The organism is Pantoea sp. OVA07A (genome assembly GCF_019969975.1).
GTDB lineage: Bacteria > Pseudomonadota > Gammaproteobacteria > Enterobacterales > Enterobacteriaceae > Pantoea > Pantoea agglomerans.
This window is the reverse complement of the sequence record NZ_JAHXYM010000008.1, coordinates 161,462-181,236: the sequence shown is the minus strand read 5'-3', so window position 1 is coordinate 181,236 and position 19,775 is coordinate 161,462. Positions and strand designations below refer to the sequence as shown.

At 54.2% G+C, this 19,775-nt stretch carries 9 protein-coding genes; 5 read left to right on the top strand and 4 right to left on the bottom strand.

Annotation, left to right across the window (positions count from 1 at the left end; genetic code table 11):
- From LC417_RS20895 to LC417_RS20880, 4 genes are all read left to right on the top strand, one after another.
- Positions 1-8,640, top strand: an 8,640-nt coding sequence (locus LC417_RS20895; RefSeq protein WP_255602071.1) for an Ig-like domain-containing protein, incomplete at its 5' end; no start/stop codon positions are given.
- A 394-nt stretch (positions 8,641-9,034) separates the two neighbouring features.
- A complete protein-coding gene (locus LC417_RS20890; protein WP_071778629.1) occupies positions 9,035-10,249 on the top strand; it encodes a TolC family protein in 1,215 nt (404 codons plus the stop codon).
- Between the two features lie 88 nt (positions 10,250-10,337).
- A complete protein-coding gene (locus LC417_RS20885; protein WP_154210940.1) occupies positions 10,338-12,614 on the top strand; it encodes a type I secretion system permease/ATPase in 2,277 nt (758 codons plus the stop codon).
- Positions 12,611-13,855, top strand: a complete 1,245-nt coding sequence (locus LC417_RS20880; protein WP_010257175.1) for an HlyD family type I secretion periplasmic adaptor subunit — start codon at positions 12,611-12,613, stop codon at positions 13,853-13,855. The genes LC417_RS20885 and LC417_RS20880 overlap by 4 nt, the downstream gene beginning before the upstream one ends.
- A 62-nt stretch (positions 13,856-13,917) precedes the next feature.
- Here the strand turns inward: LC417_RS20880 and LC417_RS20875 are convergent, their stop codons facing one another.
- Positions 13,918-14,235: a NirD/YgiW/YdeI family stress tolerance protein gene (locus tag LC417_RS20875; protein ID WP_033760000.1), complete on the bottom strand. Its 318-nt coding sequence runs from the start codon at positions 14,233-14,235 to the stop codon at positions 13,918-13,920.
- A gap of 40 nt (positions 14,236-14,275) precedes the next feature.
- Entirely contained in the window at positions 14,276-17,173 is a 2,898-nt protein-coding gene (locus tag LC417_RS20870; protein ID WP_223566315.1) for an autotransporter outer membrane beta-barrel domain-containing protein, read from the bottom strand.
- Between the two features lie 658 nt (positions 17,174-17,831).
- Here LC417_RS20870 and LC417_RS20865 point away from each other — a divergent pair.
- On the top strand, positions 17,832-18,044 hold the full coding sequence (locus tag LC417_RS20865; RefSeq protein ID WP_223566314.1) for a DUF333 domain-containing protein: 213 nt from the start codon (positions 17,832-17,834) through the stop codon (positions 18,042-18,044).
- A 535-nt stretch (positions 18,045-18,579) separates the two neighbouring features.
- Here the strand turns inward: LC417_RS20865 and LC417_RS20860 are convergent.
- Complete coding sequence (locus LC417_RS20860) at positions 18,580-18,783, bottom strand: Hha/YmoA family nucleoid-associated regulatory protein (protein ID WP_010257166.1); 204 nt, start codon at positions 18,781-18,783, stop codon at positions 18,580-18,582.
- A gap of 234 nt (positions 18,784-19,017) precedes the next feature.
- Positions 19,018-19,461: a PACE efflux transporter gene (locus tag LC417_RS20855; protein WP_022624297.1), complete on the bottom strand. Its 444-nt coding sequence runs from the start codon at positions 19,459-19,461 to the stop codon at positions 19,018-19,020.
- Positions 19,462-19,775 lie beyond the last annotated feature (314 nt).

The window sequence follows — 19,775 nt, the reverse complement described above, 5'->3', positions numbered from 1 at the left end:
AGCAGCACGGCAAACAGCAGCGGCGTATGGACGTTCGCGGTGGCGGAGCTGGCTGATGGTGAGCACGTCTTTACGGCATCGGTAACCAATGCGGCGGGCAACAGCAGCGAGGCGAAATTTACCCTGACCGTTGACACCATCGCACCTGTCCTGCCGACCATCACCGGGATGATTGACGATGTAGGCACTGTACAGGGCACGTCTACGACCAGTGGTGGCGTAACGGACGATCCGTCGCCGACCTTTACCGGCAAGGCGGAAAAAGGTTCGCTGGTTACGCTGTATGACGGCGACAGCGTGCTGGGCAGCGTTCGGGCGGATGCGCAGGGCAACTGGAGCTATACGTCGACCACCAATATGGTAGACGGCGATCATAGTATCAAAGCCGTTAGCACGGACGCGGCAGGAAACATCTCCGCGCCTGGCGCAGAATGGCCGTTTAAGCTGGATACCAGCACGGCGGCTCCGGAAGTCACGAACAACACCGAAGACGAGCTGGCCGGTAACGCCGAGCCGGGCGCGGTGATCGTAATCACCGATCCGGTCAGCGACAGCGTGACCAGCACGGTGGCAGATGCTGACGGTCACTGGAGCATCCAGCCGAATCCGGCGGGCGTGGACGCCAAAGACGTCGTGGTGGAAGCCACCGACGAGGCGGGCAACAGCAACAGCGTTGTGATCGACGGCCCGGCAGACAGCACGCCGCCGGATAACCAGACCTCGGGCCTGGTCATCGACAGCATCACCCTGACCGACGACGTCGGTGCGATTACCGGCGAGATCCTGGATGGCAGCGTCACCGACGACGCACGGCCGACCTTCTCCGGCGACGCAACCGCCGACATCGATCACGTCAATATCTATGACAACGGCCAGCTTATCGGCAGCGCAGCGGTGGGCGCGGACGGCAAGTGGAGCTGGACGCCGGAGCAGGATATGGCGGACGGATCCTCACACGACCTGACGGTTGCGGCGGTGGACGCGGCGGGTAACGAAGGCCCGCAGGTGAGCGGCACTGATGACGATGGCTGGAGCTTTACCGTCGACACCACTGCGCCGGATATCGACGCCTTTACAGACAGCAGCATCACGCTGACCGATGACGTCGGTCCGGTACGGGGCGAGATCGCCGACGGTGCAACGACTGATGATGCACGCCCGACCTACAGCGGTAGCGTGAGCACGGCAGGAATAGCGCAGGGTGTGGTCAGCGTCAATATCTATGACAGTGGCAAGCTGATCGGCAGCGCAGCGGTGGAGGCGGACGGCAAATGGAGCTGGACGCCGGACAGCGCGATGAGCAGCGGGGCGCACGCCCTGACGGTCGCGGCGGTGGACGCGGCGGGCAATGAAGGCCCGCAGGTAAGCGGCACGGCGGATGCGGCGTGGGACTTCAGCGTCCTGACCAGCGCCCCGGCGCAGCCGGCGATTGAAAACGTGGTGGACGACTACAGCCAGGGCGAGGATGCGGACAGCGGCTTCCTGCAGAAGGGCCAGTTCACCAACGACGGCACGCTGACGCTGAACGGCACCGCGGGCGCGGGACTGACGGTCATCGTGTGGGCCACGGATGCGGACGGCAACCGGGTAAACGCGGGGTCGGGCGTGGCGGATGACAACGGCCGCTGGAGCATTACCACGGCGGCGCTGGGCGAGGACGGCCGCTATGACCTGACGGCGACGGCGGTGAACGCGGCGGGGGTTTCCTCGGCGGAGACCGGCGCGTTTAACGTGGTGCTGGACACCGTGGCACCGGAGGCGGCCGTGGCGGCGCTGATGGACGCCCAGGGTGAGGTGCAGGGCGAAGTTGCCAGCGGCGGGGTAACCGACGACCGCGCGCCGGTGCTGAAGGGCACGGCGGAAGCGGGCGCGACGGTGACGGTATATCTGGACGACAGCAGCACGCCGGCAGGCAGCACGGTGGCGGACGCGGACGGCAACTGGACACTGGCGCTGGGCACGCTGACGGACCGCGATTACAGCTGGCAGGTGAAGGTGACGGACGCGGCGGGGAACGAAACCCGCGGCGAGCGCGCAACCTTCAGGCTGGACAGCAGCAGCGTGGAGCTGAGCATTGACCAGGCGAACGACGATGCGGGAAGCATCACCGGCGCGGTACTGAACGGCGGCCTGACCGACGACAACACGCCGGAGCTGAAGGGCACGGCGGCAGCGGGCGCGGTGGTGACCATCAGCGACCAATCGGGCGCGGTGCTGGGCAGCAGCACGGCAAACAGCAGCGGCGTATGGACGTTCGCGGTGGCGGAGCTGGCTGATGGTGAGCACGTCTTTACGGCATCGGTAACCAATGCGGCGGGCAACAGCAGCGAGGCGAAATTTACCCTGAATGTGGATACCACACCGCCAGAACCAGTGATCATCCAGTCATTACAGGATGACGTCGGTACATTGCAGTTCACCTCACCAGTGGCAGGTAATGTCATTGACGATCCGGCACCGACCTTTACCGGCAAGGCGGAAAAAGGCTCGCTGGTTACGCTTTATGACAATGGCATCCTGCTTGCGACAGTGACGGCAGATGAACTGGGTGAGTGGAGCTATACGCCGACCACTAACCTGCTGGAAGGGACACACGGTATTACGGCGACGGCAACGGATGCTGCAGGTAACGTCAGTGAAATCAGCAGTAGCTGGGATTTTATTATCGATATCACAGCGCCTAACGTTGGGATTTCAGGAAACTCAGAGGAGTCACTGAGCGGTGTTACTGAGCCTGGCGTTGTGGTTGTCATTATCGATAAGAACGGCACGGAATATAGCGTAGTAGCCGATCAGCAGGGTAAGTGGGTGATAGCACCTAACCCAATCTCACCTGGCGAGTCAGGAGAGATCTACGCTATCGATCCAGCAGGGAACAAGGGCGATACAGTGGCCTTCCAGGGATCTGCACTGGCTACGTATAGCTTGCTGAATGAAAGTATGCAGGTGAACACTACTACCACTGGAGACCAGCTTAACCCGTCGACGACCCGGCTGGCGGACGGCCGCATCGTGGTGACGTGGCAGGGCGCAGGTGTCTCCGGCACCGAGGTTTACATGCAGCTCTTTGAGGCCGACGGTATACGTAAAATCGGCACCGAGCAGCAGGTGAACCAGCGTACGGCCAACAATCAGGACAGCCCGCAGGTGATCGCGCTGACCGACGGCGGCTTTCTGATCGTCTACGAGTCCAACGTTAACGGACTGGACAACAGCGGCGACGGCGTGATGGCGCGCCGCTACGGCGCCGACGGCCAGGCGGTGACCGACGAGTTCCAGGTGAACACCACCTACAGCGGTGCGCAGAACCGTCCGGGTGCGATGGCAACCGCCGACGGCGGCTACATCATCAGCTGGGAAGACCAGGGCACAGGCATCGTGCAGCGCAGCTACGGGGCGGATAACCAGCCGGTGACGGGCGAAGTGACGGTGGCAACCGGCAAGGGCATGGGCAGCTCCGGCGGGCCGGAAATGGCGGCCTTTACCGATGCGGCGCACGGCGGCATGTACGTGACCGTGTGGAACGCCACCAGCGGTCCGGGTGACACCAGCGGCAGCGGGGTTGTCGGGCAGATTTTTGCCGCAGATGGCACGCCACTGGGGGGTAACTTCCAGGTGAACACCACCACGGACAGCTCCCAGAACTATCCGGACGTTATCACCCTGAACGACGGCAGCATCGTGGTGTTCTGGGACAGCAGCGACAGCGGCACCAGCGGCTCTGACATCCGCGCAGTGCACTACCGCGTGGATGCCGCCACCGGAACGCTGACGCTGGTCGGCAGCGGTGACTTCATCGTCAACAGCTACACCAGCGGCAAGCAGTATAAGCCGGTCGGCGTGGCGCTGGATGATGGCGGCTACCTGCTTATCTGGGGCTCCGAAGGCGGCGACGGGGATGGCTCGGCCATCTACGCACAGCGCTTTGATGCGAACGATAACAGGGTGGGACGCGAGTTCCTGGTGAACACCACCACGAGCGGCAACCAGGGTACCGGTGGCGACTCGGTGGATGCAACGCACATCTTTGACGCCGTGCTGACCGCGGACGGCAGCGTATACGTGACGTGGCAGTCGGACAACGTGGACGGCTCGGGAACCGGCATTGAAGGTATCGTGATTGACGTGGATGCGGCGTTCTACTCCGAGTACACGGTGAACACCACCACCACGGGAGCGCAGACGGTCTCGTCGGTAGCCAGCCTGCCGGACGGCGGCGCCATCGTGGTGTGGCAGTCGGCGAGCGGAGACGGCTCCGGCAGCTGCGTCAAGGGCCAGCTGCTGGATGCGAAAGGCCAGCCGGTCGGGGCGGAGTTCACGGTGAACACCACCACAGCGGGCGACCAGATCACGCCGCAGGTTACGGTCCTGACGAACGGCCATATCGAAGTGGTGTGGAGCACGGATTCCGGTGCGCATATCAAGGGTCAGGGTTATACCTACAGCTATGACGGTGCGGGTAACGTAAATGGTCTGGTGGCTGATGGCACAGAGTTCAGCGTTAACACCGGTACCACGGCAAGTAAACTGACTGAACCAGCCATTACCTCGCTGGAAGATGGCGGCTATCTGGTTGTATGGCAGGCAAGCCTGAACGGTAACTGGGCGATTTACAGCCGCCAGTATGATGCAAACGGCACGCCGGTCACGGCGGAGACTGTGCTGATTACGACTTCGCTGAGCGTAAACGGCGTGCTGGGCTTTGGCGCTGACTGGGAGCCGCTGCCGTCTGTTACGTTACTGAAAAACGGCCAGGTCGCTATCGCCTATACCGTTAAAGGTACCGGGTATGACGCTGGCGTATCGATCTACGATCCTTCACTGCATGAGGTAACCGGCAGCTTCGTAGCGAACCAGACCCTGACTAATAATCAGGCATCACCTGCAGTAAGCGCGCTGGATAACGGCAACTACGTGGTGACCTGGGACTCTAACGATACCAGCGGACCGGATCAGAACGGTTACAGCGTCTGGGGCCGCATTTATGCGGCAGACGGTACGGCGCTGACCAGCGAGTTCCTGATCAACACGGCAACAGCAGGCGATCAACATCTGGCGAAAGTCGTGAGCCGTCCTGATGGCAGTTTCGTTGCGCTCTTTATGTCTGCAACAGATACGGCACCGGGTGCAGGTACCAGCGGCATCTACGCGCAGTACTTTGATGCAGCAGGTAACAAAGTGGGCCAGCAGATGCAGATCCATCAGCTGACCTATGGCGAGCAGGTTGAAGTCGATGCGACCTTCCTTGCGGGCGGTCAGCTCTACGTGACCTGGACTGACAAAGGTGTGGGTGACGGCGAAGGCTCGGCGATTAAAGGACGCGTTGTGGATCTGGTTGAAACGCTGGGACTGGAGCAAATGACGCCGGACAACAACGATCCGACGACCATTGACTATCAGCCTGCGACGACACCAGCGTCGAGCGACACCGATGTACTGCCGCCGAACGTGGGCCTCTCTACCAATACTAAGGAGACTCTGGGTGGCCAGACCGAAGCAGGCGCTACTGTTATCGTAACGAATGCGGCTGGAACGGTTTACTCCACGGTGGCAGATGCTGAGGGTGTATGGAGTATTGTACCTAACCCACTCAGTGTCGGTGAAAACGGAACGCTCTCGGCTATTGACGCGGCAGGTAACCAGAGCCAGCCAGTATTGATCTCCGGAGCCGCACTGAGTGCTTACGATCTGCTGAATGAAAGCGCGCAGGTGAATACCACTACCACAGGCGATCAGCTCAACCCGTCGACGACCCGGCTGGCGGACGGCCGCATCGTGGTGACGTGGCAGGGTGACGGCACCTCCGGCACCGAGGTTTACATGCAGCTGTACGAGGCAGACGGTGTGCATAAAATCGGCACCGAGCAGCAGGTGAACCAGCGCACGGCCAACAATCAGGACAGCCCGCAGGTGATCGCGCTGACCGACGGCGGCTTTCTGATTGTCTACGAGTCCAACGTTAACGGACTGGACAACAGCGGCGACGGCGTGATGGCGCGCCGCTACGGCGCCGACGGCCAGGCGGTGACCGACGAGTTCCAGGTGAACACCACCTACAGCGGTGCGCAGAACCGTCCGGGTGCGATGGCAACCGCCGACGGCGGCTACATCATCAGCTGGGAAGACCAGGGCACAGGCATCGTGCAGCGCAGCTACGGGGCGGATAACCAGCCGGTGACGGGCGAAGTGACGGTGGCAACCGGCAAGGGCATGGGCAGCTCCGGCGGGCCGGAAATGGCGGCCTTTACCGATGCGGCGCACGGCGGCATGTACGTGACCGTGTGGAACGCCACCAGCGGTCCGGGTGACACCAGCGGCAGCGGGGTTGTCGGGCAGATTTTTGCCGCAGATGGCACGCCACTGGGGGGTAACTTCCAGGTGAACACCACCACGGACAGCTCCCAGAACTATCCGGACGTTATCACCCTGAACGACGGCAGCATCGTGGTGTTCTGGGACAGCAGCGACAGCGGCACCAGCGGCTCTGACATCCGCGCAGTGCACTACCGCGTGGATGCCGCCACCGGAACGCTGACGCTGGTCGGCAGCGGTGACTTCATCGTCAACAGCTACACCAGCGGCAAGCAGTATAAGCCGGTCGGCGTGGCGCTGGATGATGGCGGCTACCTGCTTATCTGGGGCTCCGAAGGCGGCGACGGGGATGGCTCGGCCATCTACGCACAGCGCTTTGATGCGAACGATAACAGGGTGGGACGCGAGTTCCTGGTGAACACCACCACGAGCGGCAACCAGGGTACCGGTGGCGACTCGGTGGATGCAACGCACATCTTTGACGCCGTGCTGACCGCGGACGGCAGCGTATACGTGACGTGGCAGTCGGACAACGTGGACGGCTCGGGAACCGGCATTGAAGGTATCGTGATTGACGTGGATGCGGCGTTCTACTCCGAGTACACGGTGAACACCACCACCACGGGAGCGCAGACGGTCTCGTCGGTAGCCAGCCTGCCGGACGGCGGCGCCATCGTGGTGTGGCAGTCGGCGAGCGGAGACGGCTCCGGCAGCTGCGTCAAGGGTCAGCTGCTGGATGCGAAAGGTCAGCCGGTCGGGGCGGAGTTCACGGTGAACACCACCACAGCGGGCGACCAGATCACGCCGCAGGTTACCGTGCTGTCAGATGGCACTTTCCAGGTGGTGTGGAGCACGGATTCCGGTGCGCATATCAAGGGTCAGGGTTATACCTATAGCTACGACGGTGCGGGTAACGTGAACGGCGTCGTGACTAATGGCGCAGAGTACAATGTGGACTCCAGCACCGCCGCCAGCAAAATGCGCGTTCCGGTGATCACTTCGCTGGAAGACGGCGGTTATCTGGTGGTTTGGGAAGCGAGCCTGAACGGCAACTGGACGGTTTATGGCCGTCAGTATGACGCAAACGGCACGCCGGTCACGGCGGAGACCGTGCTGGCAACCACGACCCTGAACGCAAATGCCATCATTCCTGAATGGGAGCCGTTACCATCTGTTACAACGCTGGAAAATGGCCAGGTTGCGATTACTTATGCGATTAAAGCCACCGGATATGATGTTGGTGTGTCAGTTTATGATCCGTCAACGCATGCTGTAACAGGCAGCTTCGTAGCGAACCAGACCCTGACTAACAATCAGGCGTCATCCGCAGTCAGTGCGCTGCAAAACGGCAACTACGTGGTGACCTGGGACTCTAACGATACCAGCGGACCGGATCAGAACGGTTACAGCGTCTGGGGCCGCATCTACGCGGCAGACGGTACGGCGCTGACCAGCGAGTTCCTGATCAACACCACGACGGCTGGCGATCAGCACATGGCGAGGGTGGTCAGTCAGGCTGACGGCAGCTTTATTGCCGTTTTCCTGTCAACAACCGACATCGCGCCGGGTGCAGGTACCAGCGGTATCTACGCACAGTACTTTGATGCTGCGGGTAATAAAGTGGGCCAGCAGATCCAGATCAACCAGCTGACCTATGGTGAGCAGGTTGAAGTCGATGCGACCTTCCTGGCGGGCGGTCAGCTCTACGTGACCTGGACCGATCAGGGCGTGGGCGACGGCGATGGCTCAGCAATCAAAGGCCGCTTAGTTGATCTGAACGAGACACTGGGACTGACGTCTGAAACGGGATCGACGCATATTGAGTATCAACCTGCTCAGTACGATCTTAATGGCACTTCAGGTAATGATGTACTGGATGCACGCGGCGCGAATTCCGTCGATGCAAAAGAGGGCGATGATACTATCGTCATTAACAGTACTCATTTTAGCAGTGTGAAAGGAGGAGAAGGTCACGATACGCTGGTCTGGGATTCTAATAACGATTTAGAACTCGGAACGGTATCAGGCAAAATTAGTGGAATTGAAGCTATCCATCTGGGTAATAACACGGCGCAGACATTATTTATCAGCGCCAGCGATGTGCTCGAAATTACTAAAGATAATGGTAGTGAAGCGAACACATTACATATTACGGGAGATGTGGGAAGTTCAAATAATAGTAATGCAACTGATACCGTTAATATTGGAAAATCAGAATGGACGGCTTCAGCCGCACAAACTGAAAATGGCGTTAATTATGACGTCTATACCAATAATGATGACACCACTGTCAAGCTGTTAATCCAGAATGGCTTAAACGTTATCTGATAGAACTGGCGATGACTTCGGTCATCGCCAGCTTTTTTTCACATCAAACTCACCTGATGGGCCTGTTTAAGGCAGGCCCATCAGGTGAGCCCCAGATCTGATTGCACAGATGAAAAGAATAAATAAAGGCATGTGAGCAGCATGTAAAACCTAAATATTTCTTTTTAGCAGAATTAACGTTGCCATATGACATGTCGGACGGTTAAAACAGTTCCGGTCGCAGGATTGAATTAGCGACAGAGAAAATTAGCCATCCCACTTTATTTGTTATTTTGAGTTAACTATGAAAAAAAACTTGTTTACTACAAAATCCAGATGTTCGCTGCATGGTTTAATTGCGGGATTGCTATTTTTTAATCCCCTGTTAAATGCCCATGCAACGGACTTTATTGAAATGATTCGTATGACAGCCGACCATCCGTCGGTAAAGTCTGCTTTATCAAACAGCACCGGTGCTATGTATGATATCGATCAGGCAAAAGCCGCTGATGGTTTTCAGGTCAGCACGGGTATCAGCGCATCAGGATATTCAGGTCAACCCGGTTATGAGAATAACCCGGTCTCCCCGCATATCACTGTAAGTAAATTACTTTACGATCACGGACGTACTGATGCGAGCGTTGCTGGAAAGCAGGCTGCTTATTCCATGCAGCAGGCTCAGGTAAATGTCACGCGCGAAAATCTCAACGAGCAGGTGCTTTCTCTTTTTACCTCTGCAGCCACTAATGCCACAGTTGTCGCTGTGCTGGATAAAGAAATTAACGCACTGCAGGATCTGCTTAATCGGGTAAAGAATATTGCCAGTATTGATAGCGGCAGAGCTTCTGAGATCAATCAGGTTGCGACTCGCCTCAATTCGGTGATTGCCAGTCGTGAAATGAGCTACACCACCTATATACAAGCGCAGCAGCAACTCAGCTCGCTGCTGAACCACGAGATTGTTATCACCAGAGGCCTGCCCGATCTGAAAAAAGCGGGTCTGTTGCCCGCGTCACTGGCACAGGCACAACAGGTACTGAAAGAAAATCCCAACTGGGCGGTCTCACGCGAGCGTAAAGAGGAGGCGAGAGCCGCAGTGGATCTGGCCTCTAAGTGGAACAGGCCGAAATGGAGTGTGCAACTGAGTATGGACAGTCCAAAGCGCAACGGTGAAATGGAACCGTTTAAAGCGGTGACGTTACAGGTGAGCAGCGATATCAATCTTTGGGATGGTGGGGCTGGCAGGGCAAATGCCAAAGCTGAAACTCAGCGACTCATTGCCGCAGAGGCGGATCAGGATGCAACACTCCGGACATTGAAACAGCAGCTGGATCAGCTGTGGGTCTCCTTACCGCTTCGTGAACGCCAGCTCAATGCATTACAGAGACAGTCAGAAACCGCGTTGAAAACCTGGAAAGCGGGGGAAGTGCAGTTCTTCGCGGGGCAGCGCCCGTTAACGGATTTAATCTCGTTTGCTACCGACTATTACACCAGTCTCGCAAGTTATCAGGAGCAGCAGATGCAGTATCTGGCTGCGCAATGGAACATCGTTGCGGCACTGGGTAAAACCAGCCAACTGGTGCAGAAGGTTAACGCTTTACCAGCGAATACCATCGAAGCGGTGCACTAATCACGCTGACGTAAAAAACGAGTATTTCTGGCCGCTGTCATGCTTTGCCGCCAGACCAGAATGAATTAGTTGTCCAGGGGACGCCATTGTGACTGATATACAATTTGAGCCTGCTGGCTCTGAACTGAATGCCGAAAACAGAGTGTTATCCAGATCGCCATCAGATACGCAGGAGACTTTGCTGGTTGCACTGCAAAGCGCACTGCGCCTGTTTGACGTCCGGCTTACGCTAAATGCTTTACGTGTGGGTATGCCTGCATTTCCACCAGACGCTGATATCAGCGCCCAGAATGACTGGGCATTGCGCACGCTGCAGAGCCGCGGCATGAGTGCTGCCTGGCAGAAAATTGACCTGACGGATGTGAAAAGCTTTGTTCTCCCCGCCATCATGCGTCTGGAAACGGGCTACTGCGTGCTGACACAGTGTAGCGAAAAGAAGTGCGCCATTATCGATCCCGCACTGGGCAGCCAGCCTGTTGAGGTCGATTTCGCTCGCCTGGCTCAGCACTATAGCGGCGAGTTGCTGCTGCTGCGACCTAAGTCTTATCTTGATCATCGTGCCGATGACATTGTCCATGTCGGTAAAGGGCACTGGTTCTGGAATACTTTGTGGGGATTCAAACGTTATATCTTTGAAGCCGCCGCATTGTCAGTCGTTATTAACCTGCTCGTTCTGGCGATGTCCGTATTCACCATGACGGTTTATAACCGGGTACTGCCTAACCAGACCTACGTAACACTCTGGACGATGGCTATCGGCGTGAGTCTGGCGTTGTTGTTTGAACTGGCTGCACGGCTGGGTCGGGCCTGGATTACCGATCGCGCCGGTAAAAAGATCGATCTGGTGTTGGGCGCACAACTTTTTCGTCACGTGCTGAACGGCAAAATGTCGGGTCGAGCCCAATCCAGCGGTGCATTTGGCAATGTCATGCAAAGCTTTGACAGCGTCCGCGAGCTTACTACGTCAGCCGCTTTAACGACGGTTGCTGACTTACCCTTTGTTTTACTCTTCCTGGTTGTAATCCATCTGGTTGCCGGGCCACTGGTCTGGTGTGTGATCCTGATATTAGTGGTCATCGTGGCGATGGTGCTGCTGATGCAGATCCCTTTGAAACGCCACGCTGAAGAGTCAATGAAAATAGGCAGTAACCGTTACGGTCTGGTTATTGAATCACTGGATAATCTTGAGACCATCAAAGTTCTGCGTGCTGAAAACCTGGTCGCCTCTAAACACGATGTTGCCAGCGTAAAACTCTCTGCAGTGAATATGAAATCGCGGTTCCTTGCCACTATGGGCTCAAGCGTCATTCAGACGACCCAGCAGTTTGGTACCGTTATTCTGCTGGTCTGGGGTGCTTATCTGGTCGGTGATGGTGATATCTCAATGGGAGGCATCATTGCCACTATGACCCTGATGGGGCGCGCCATAATGCCCATAGCAACGCTTGCCGCGCTGGGATTGCGTATTCAGCAGGCAAAAACCTCGCTGGCCATCCTCAATAAAGTGATGCAGGCCCCTGCTGAACGCGATAATGAGAAGGTTTATGTGCAGCTTCCCCAGGGCAGCCAGACCGGGATTGTCTGTCAGGGCGTTTCATTACGTTATAAAGACGATTTACCGGCCATCGTTGAGCAGCTTGATGTCCGGTTCTGTCAGGGCGAGCGGGTTGCCATACTGGGCAAAATGGGCAGCGGTAAATCTTCGCTGCTGCGCATGCTGGTTGGGCTATATCCACCCACAACAGGCACGATCACCGTTGCTGGCGTAGATATAGGCCAGGTCGAGCCGGTGGAATTACGGACGCGTATCGCGCTGGTCAATCAGGAACCACGTTTTATGTATGGTTCGCTGCGTGACAACCTGGTGATGGGAGCACCCTACGCCAGCGACGAAGAACTGATGGCCGCTGCAAAAATGACCGGGGTGAGTGATATTGTCGCGGCCCATCCCATGGGCTTTGGTATGCCTGTCAGTGAGCGTGGTGAAAACTTTTCCGGCGGACAAAAGCAGGCGATAGCCCTGGCTCGCGCCATTCTGTCGAATCCGGATGTTCTGCTACTGGACGAACCTACATCGGGGATGGATATGGGGTCGGAACGCACTATCCTGCAGGCGCTCATCCCGGCAATGGAAGGCCGAACCGTGATTATCGTGACCCACCGTCCGGCAGTGCTGAAATACGTTGATCGGGTGATTGTGATGGATGAAGGCATCAAAGTAGCTGATGGGCCGCGTGAAGAGATTATCGGTTTATTAAACAGCGGGAAGATCCCGGCCGCATCGGTGCTGCGTAACGCAGCGAAACATGCTGGCGTTGAGATAAGCACAGAGCGTCAGCCACAATCTGGCGAGGTAACAGTATGAGCAGCCTGTCCCCTGATAAAAACGTTGATCAAAAGCGCCTGACCGAACATACAGCCAGTGACATGGTGAGGGCCGCCCGTCAGGATCGCTGGGAAGGCTGGCTATTTATTGCCTGGGGCAGCGTGGCGTTAATGGTGCTGGTAATCGTCTGGGCCGCCAATTTCAACATCGAAGAGGTGACAACCGGGTCAGCCAAAATTGTTCCCAGTTCCCGCGAACAGGTTTTGCAAAGCCTTGAGGGCGGTATTTTGCAGGAGTTAATGGTGCATGAAGGCGATACGGTTGAAAAAGGTCAGGTTGTGGCCAAAATCGATCCCACGCGCGCCGAAGCCTCCTTCCGCGAAAGCGCTAACCGCCTGCTGGCACTGAAAGCCCAGGCCGCGCGTCTTGAAGCAGAAGCGACCGGCAGCGAGCTTGTGTTCCCGCCAGAGGTCATGAAAGTACCTGAACTGGTTACCCGTGAAACCGATGCCTGGAAACTACGTAAAAGGGCGGTAAATGAGTCAATTGAAGGCTATCTGAAGTCAAAAACATTGCTGCAGAAAGAGCTTGAAATGGCGCGACAGCTCTCAGCCAGATCGCTGCTGTCAAAAACTGAGGTTCTGAAACTTGAGCGTCAGATGAATGATGCCGAATTGCAAATTACCGAGCGAAAAAACCGCTACCGTAACGAGGCTAACGATGAACTGTCCAAAGTCGATGTTGAGATGACAAGCCTGCAGGAAACTGCCCATGGCCGCCATGATACGCTTGAGCGTACTGAAGTTCGCACGCCAGTACGAGGCATTGTTAACAGTATTAAAATCAATACGCTTGGCGGTGTGATCCAGCCTGGTGCCGCAATAATGGAGGTGACACCATTGGATGACCAGCTGCTGGTGGAAACCCGTATCCGGCCCTCTGATGTGGCTTTTCTGGCACCCGGTCAGGAAGCTGTGGTAAAAATTTCTGCCTATGACTATTCGATTTATGGCGGCCTGACCGGACATGTTCAAAGTATCAGTTCGGGCGCGCTAAAAGATGAGGAGAGTAAAGCTGCCCGCAGGCCAGGCGTCGATGATACTTATTACCGGGTAATGGTATTAACGGAAAATAATACGCTGACGAAAAGCGGCAGTCAGGAACTACGGGTGATTCCCGGTATGACGGCCACCGTTGATATTCGTACGGGCGAGAAGAGCCTGCTGCAATATCTGTTGCGTCCTCTGTTGCGCGTACAGGAAGCGTTTCGCGAAAAGTAAAACCTGCCCTGAATGTAAAAAAGCCAGCGTTATAGCTGGCTTTTTTACACAGAAGTCCGGAATTACTTCAGAATGAAGAGCCGATCAACATCGATTTCGCTATGCCCGTCATCGCGATCTACCTCACCCGTTATCCGTACCTTTTTACCAATAAGGAAGCCGTCGTCGTCTTCGTCATCCTCGTCGACATCAATACGGATACGACCCGTTGAGTCCTGTAACCAGTAGTGGTCATCGTCAGCCCGTCCACTAATCGTACCGGTAAGGGTAACATGACGTTCGTCTCGCATGTTTTTTGCTTCTGCGATGGTGGACTCCTGCCGTGCGAAAGCGGATCCTGAGCAGATCAAGGCCAGCAGCATCCATAATGTTTTTTTCATTAACACCTCCTGTTATACGAGCGCTTGCTGCACGCTGATTCTAAAAACTAAAACGGTAGCCAGCATTAACCTGACGTTGGTTAAAACGTTTTCCGTCTACCATATCGGCCTCCAGGAAGAGCGTATGGCTGCTGATTTGGGCACTCAGGCCGACGCCGTTATTCCAGCCATTTCCTTTAAAGGAAAGACGTTCATTTGATCCGTTCAGAGCATAAGCAGCATCCCCGGCATACTCGCGCATTACACCCGTTTTTACATAGGTGTTGAGTTTGTAATTGCTCTGATTGATTTCATACCCTGCCAGCACGCTTGCCCGGCTCATCAGCGATTTGTAGCTTGAAAGTGTGATATTGAGACCATTAGACGCACCTACGGAAGCACCATCCTGATGACCTGCTGTCAGCTGTAGTTGCGGTTCAAGATAAAAACCTGCCAGCCGATCAGAGAAGCTGAACTTTTTGCCCGCCTCAAGCGATCCGCTCAGACCTGAAGAGACACCGTTACCGGATACCTGGTTATTCTGTGTATCGTGAACATTGAACTGATTCCTCAGCCGGTTGACTTTCACAACGCCATCAACATAGAAACCGGCATCATTTACCCAGGTGGTGTAGAAGCCATAATGCTCAGAACGGATGTTGCCGTTACCATTTTGGTAATGAGGCGATCCTTCAGTTACCCCCATGAACAGGCCCAGATAGATCGGAATTTCATCGGACAAACGTTTATCGACCCCAAACTGATAACCGGTGTAGTTCAGGCTGAAACGGCTCAGCTTGCCATTATCAAAGCCGCTGAACCGTCCATCTATAGCGCGCAGCCAGACATTTCCGGCTGTCTTCCCCTGACGAACATCACCCATACGCTGCATCAGCGTCTGCATTTCGGCATAGTTCATCAGATAGCCAGTGTTGAGGAAGTTAGCCCCTGCGTTGGCCGTGCTGGTAATGGGGGAAGTTGCGTTGTCTTGCCCGGCAGGCGCCGTGCCACCGTTATCGGCTGGAGTCGCGGCAGGCTCATTGGCAGGAGTCGCGGCAGGCTCATTAGCAGGAGTCGCGGCAGGCTCATCCGCAGGGATAACGGCCGGATCATCTGCTTCAGGGGTTTCTGGTGCTTTAGGTGAGGAGAGTACCCAGTTGTTGCCTTGCTTATTGACCGAGTAAACATAGCCACCAAGTTCCACGTCGGCGTTACCTTTAAAGGTGGCGATGCCATCAGTCGTTTCAACCACAGTCAGTACTTCGTTGCCAGTGGTGACGGCACTGCCGCGGTTCTGTATGGTCAGACCGTAATCACCGGAACTACTCTCTGTCACCACAACTTTATCGCCAATGTTATTCACGCCAGCACCATCGCCTGCCAGATTGGTGCGCAAGGCGAAGTCGCCGCTGCCGCTGAGGTTGGCGATAGTCAATGTTGAATAGGTTGCGTCATCCGAGGCTGCAGAGAGGTCAACCAGCGAGTTACTCAATGTCAGATTATCGACATTGGATGTTCGCGATACATTCCAGGTGCTGTCGGTCAGATTAACGTTCAGATGGCCATTATTGACGTTATCGCTGCTGGCGCTGCCAGACCAGAGTGAACCCGATGTCAGATTGAGGTCGATGAGTCCGGCCCGGGATAAAACGCTACCAACGATCTGCGCTTTTCCGTCGGTGGTAATGACACCTGCTGCATAACCATCATCATATTGCGTAGCCATGGCTATCCCATCCGGGGAGCCCATATCAATGGTCAAATCACCCGTAAGATTCGCTTTACCACCAGCCATGGCGTAGACACCTGTAGCATTCTCCGGGCCGGTAATGGTCACTGCATCACCGTTAACTGTGCCACCGCTTGTGGACCAAATACCCAGGGTCATGGTATCCACATTTTTCATCATAATATCGGTGTTCTGCAGATTAATGGTTGCGCCGGTTGACTGTGCGGATACGCCATAAAAACCTGCTGAATAGACCGTATTGCGTTCTTCTTCACTGCCAATGAAGTTAACGATGGCATTGTCGCCCATAGCCACAATGCCGCCAGTCTGATCAGAGGAGATCACGCTACCGGCACCAATGTTTGACAGGCTGTTGTCACGGCCTGACAGACCTGCAGAGGTCTCACCCGCAGTACTGATTGTCAGATGATCGGCCTTCAGCTCACCCCAGCTCCAGATGCCAGCAGAAAGATCCCCAGTGGTAATAATGGTCGAGTTGCTGCCCAGATCAACCGAACCATTATCCTGGATATTAATACCCTGCGAATTATTGCCAAGGGTGTTGATCGTCAATGCATTTGCTTTCAACGTGGCCACGCCATTAATCGACTCACCGGTCAGGTTATCAACCTGAACGGCATTACTGTTAAGACCATTCGTCTGTAAATTACTGTCGTCGCCCAGACTGGCGTGACTTCCGTAACCGCTGACGCGCAGAGCCGTTCCGCCAGTGCCCTGGGTGCTTATTTGCAGGTTGTTTGCCTGCAGCGAGGAACTATTGCTGACAACGACGCCCTCTGCGAAAGAATCACCTGATGCTACCGTGGTGACCGAGGAACCTGATCCTAAACTGGCGGTTACATTTTTTCCGCCGAACTCAATGCCGACCGCTGTTTTACCGGAAACGTTGAGGGTTAACTTATCTGCAGTAAATTCACTGTTTGCCGCTTCAATAAAAATCCCTTTTGCATAACGTTCAGCATCTGTCACGCGAACTGTGCTGCCGCTGCCGATGGTAACCGTTGCGGCAGTAGCGCCATTAACCAGGATGCCATAATAACCGTCGCCAGATGACTGGTCGGCAATCAGCGTGGTGCCATCAGTTAAGATGATCTCATTGCCTGTCTGGCTTCCGATGACTGCAGCATAGCTAATCAGAGGCACAACCCCCATCCCACTTGCCAGCATTAATGCTTTTGCGATTTTATTTCGCGGGAATTTATTATTCATCTCAGTCACTCTTCCTTAAGATTTTATTGATAGTGTGATCGTTAAATGGCACCTGAATCATGAGTTGTTATTCAGGTGTTAAGCAGCAGCGATATTTAAGCGATACCAATAAGTTGTAGGTTTTATTAATCCCATTAATGGCAGTGCGCATACAAATGTTGCGGGATTATGCAGCGGGAAAAGGATTTATGTAAAGGCATCGCAAGTGTGCCTGTTTTAAGTAAACGTTAAAGGCGATGCCCTATTCGCGAGGAATTTCCATTAAAAATTAAGATAATGCATCGATTGTAATAATGGGGTTTTTGTTAATTATCTTCACATGCATTCTAATTTTGGCTTTATTCATTTTTTAATCACTGCATTAAAGGTCTGTCTGCTTATGTGTCGCGTGAGGTTGTTAAGCGCGGGTTTAGTGGCAGCACGCTATAATTATGCATCGATACCCATAGTGGTGAGTGCAGAGTGGACGGCAGAATGGAAACATGATGATTGTCACCCCTGAGGTTAACATGTGGCCGGAGAAAGGAGGATTCCTGATAAAGTCGTTGTTGTGCTATCAGATTTAATTACACCACTGGAGAGTAAATGCTTAATTCACAAAAATAAGGTTAAGAGAGGTTTTATGTTCGTCACAAACAGGTTAGCAGGAGTTTCACTGATGTTACTGGCTTCACTACTTATCGCCTGCACACCGCACAGCAAGGAACCGCAGCGTTTAACAATGCGTAATCCAGCCAGTGAATATTGCGTTAATCGCGGTGGTCAGCAGGTCCAGGAAAAATCTTCGGCAGGTATAACAACCTATTGCCTGCTACCCTCTGGAGAAAGGATTGAGCAGTGGGCTCTGTATCATCGTGACCATCTGAAATGAATTCCCGTTTTGTTCGCCTGCATGCTCCCTGTTCGGGCGAACAACATTTAAAAGTAATGGTATTGCATCATCTGAATCAGCTTAATACACCCTTGCTTAACGACTGAGCAGCTTTTTTATCATCCTGACACGATTTGCCGTATCGGGTCGGTGCTGGTGGATCATGAGCTATATTGGCAGCATATCGCCTGAACAGATAATCATTATCGTAGTCGTGTGAGTCCGGAAGGTAGTATTTGTACGAGCTTTTCTGAATACAATAGACGAAGCCAGTTTTGGCGTCATATTTAAAACGGTTTACAGTGGCCTGGCAGGTTTGTCTTACTATTTCTTACAGCGCTTTATGTCGTGCGTTTGTTGAGAATGACAGAGCATCACAGCACTAAAGGTGATGCTCTGATTTATCTGTTCACCGATTCTGCCCGACGGAGATCAAAATGCATCGCGCCAGGATTATCAGGAATTGATGATCTGCAGGGTGATCAGCCCTCAGCAGATAATGGGTTATGAGTGATCATGCCCTCCTTTTTACGCCTCAGCACACCAGTCTCCATACTTCTGAAGGAACTTCACTGTAGGTTTCATTCATTATTAGTTCGGCTTTACGATGATCGTAAGCGCCTTCAAATGAAGAGAGGTCGTCACCAGGAAGTTTTTTCCGCATATAGCTTGTTACGATATCCAGAATATCGGTTGACGGGCAGTTCCTTAACTTATTCAGATAGTAGACTTTGTCCATAATATTCTTGCTGATTTAACCTGTGAAATGAGCTTATACGCAGTCTGAACTTAATTTATGCAGACGCGCCGTTATATCAATGCTGCCAGGCGAGAGTAAGCGGCTCCTGACACCAGATATACTTGTTTCCTTACGCATCGGATACATTCGGGCGCGATCACTCGCACGCGCAGTTCCATTAGTCGGCTAAGCGAAAGGTTAATTTCTGAAAGTAAATTTTAATGGCATGATACATTAATTTAATATCTTCATTGATTTTGCTGATCTTCCCCAATCCCATAACAAATTGAACAGAAAAGCATAGGTCAGAAAAAATAGCACCAGTCCGGATTCAAGTCTCAACGCTGAGAATAGCGTAATATCCAGCCACCATGCTGCAAAGGGGATTAACACTAATAACAGACCCGCCTCAAACAGAACGGCATGGAGGCATCTCATTCGCAAGTTCTTTTTAAATCCTGTTCTTAGCTGAACACTGTCAAACATCAGGTTGAACAGGTAGTTCCATCCCATAGCCAGAGTCGATGAGACCAATGTAAGCAACAACGACTGCGATGGTGCTGCGGAGGTAAAAATAATCAGGATAAAGAAAACCAGCACATTAGCGACAACTTCGAATACCACCGCGTGCAGCACTCTCTCAGTTCTGGTACGCACCGGATATAAACACTTTTCCAAATCATACGCTCATTAATTAGTCAGGCACCGAACTGGCGCAGGAAAAATTCAGGGTGGCCGTAATATCAGTGAAACGGTTCTTCATACTGCCCTGTTTTAAACCGACGAGAACTTAGCATCAACCTGGCAGAAAGTGAAACCCAATAGGAATATGACGATAAAAACCCATTAAGTTTTGATATTGATCAACTCTGCAAAGTACGCTTTTAATGGCTAACCGTTCAGGACTGCGAGTGTTATTCCTGCTCTGTTTCCGCACCTCTGTCGCACATTAATTCACCCGTTTCACTTCGCTGTTTGTTCAGTCGGATACG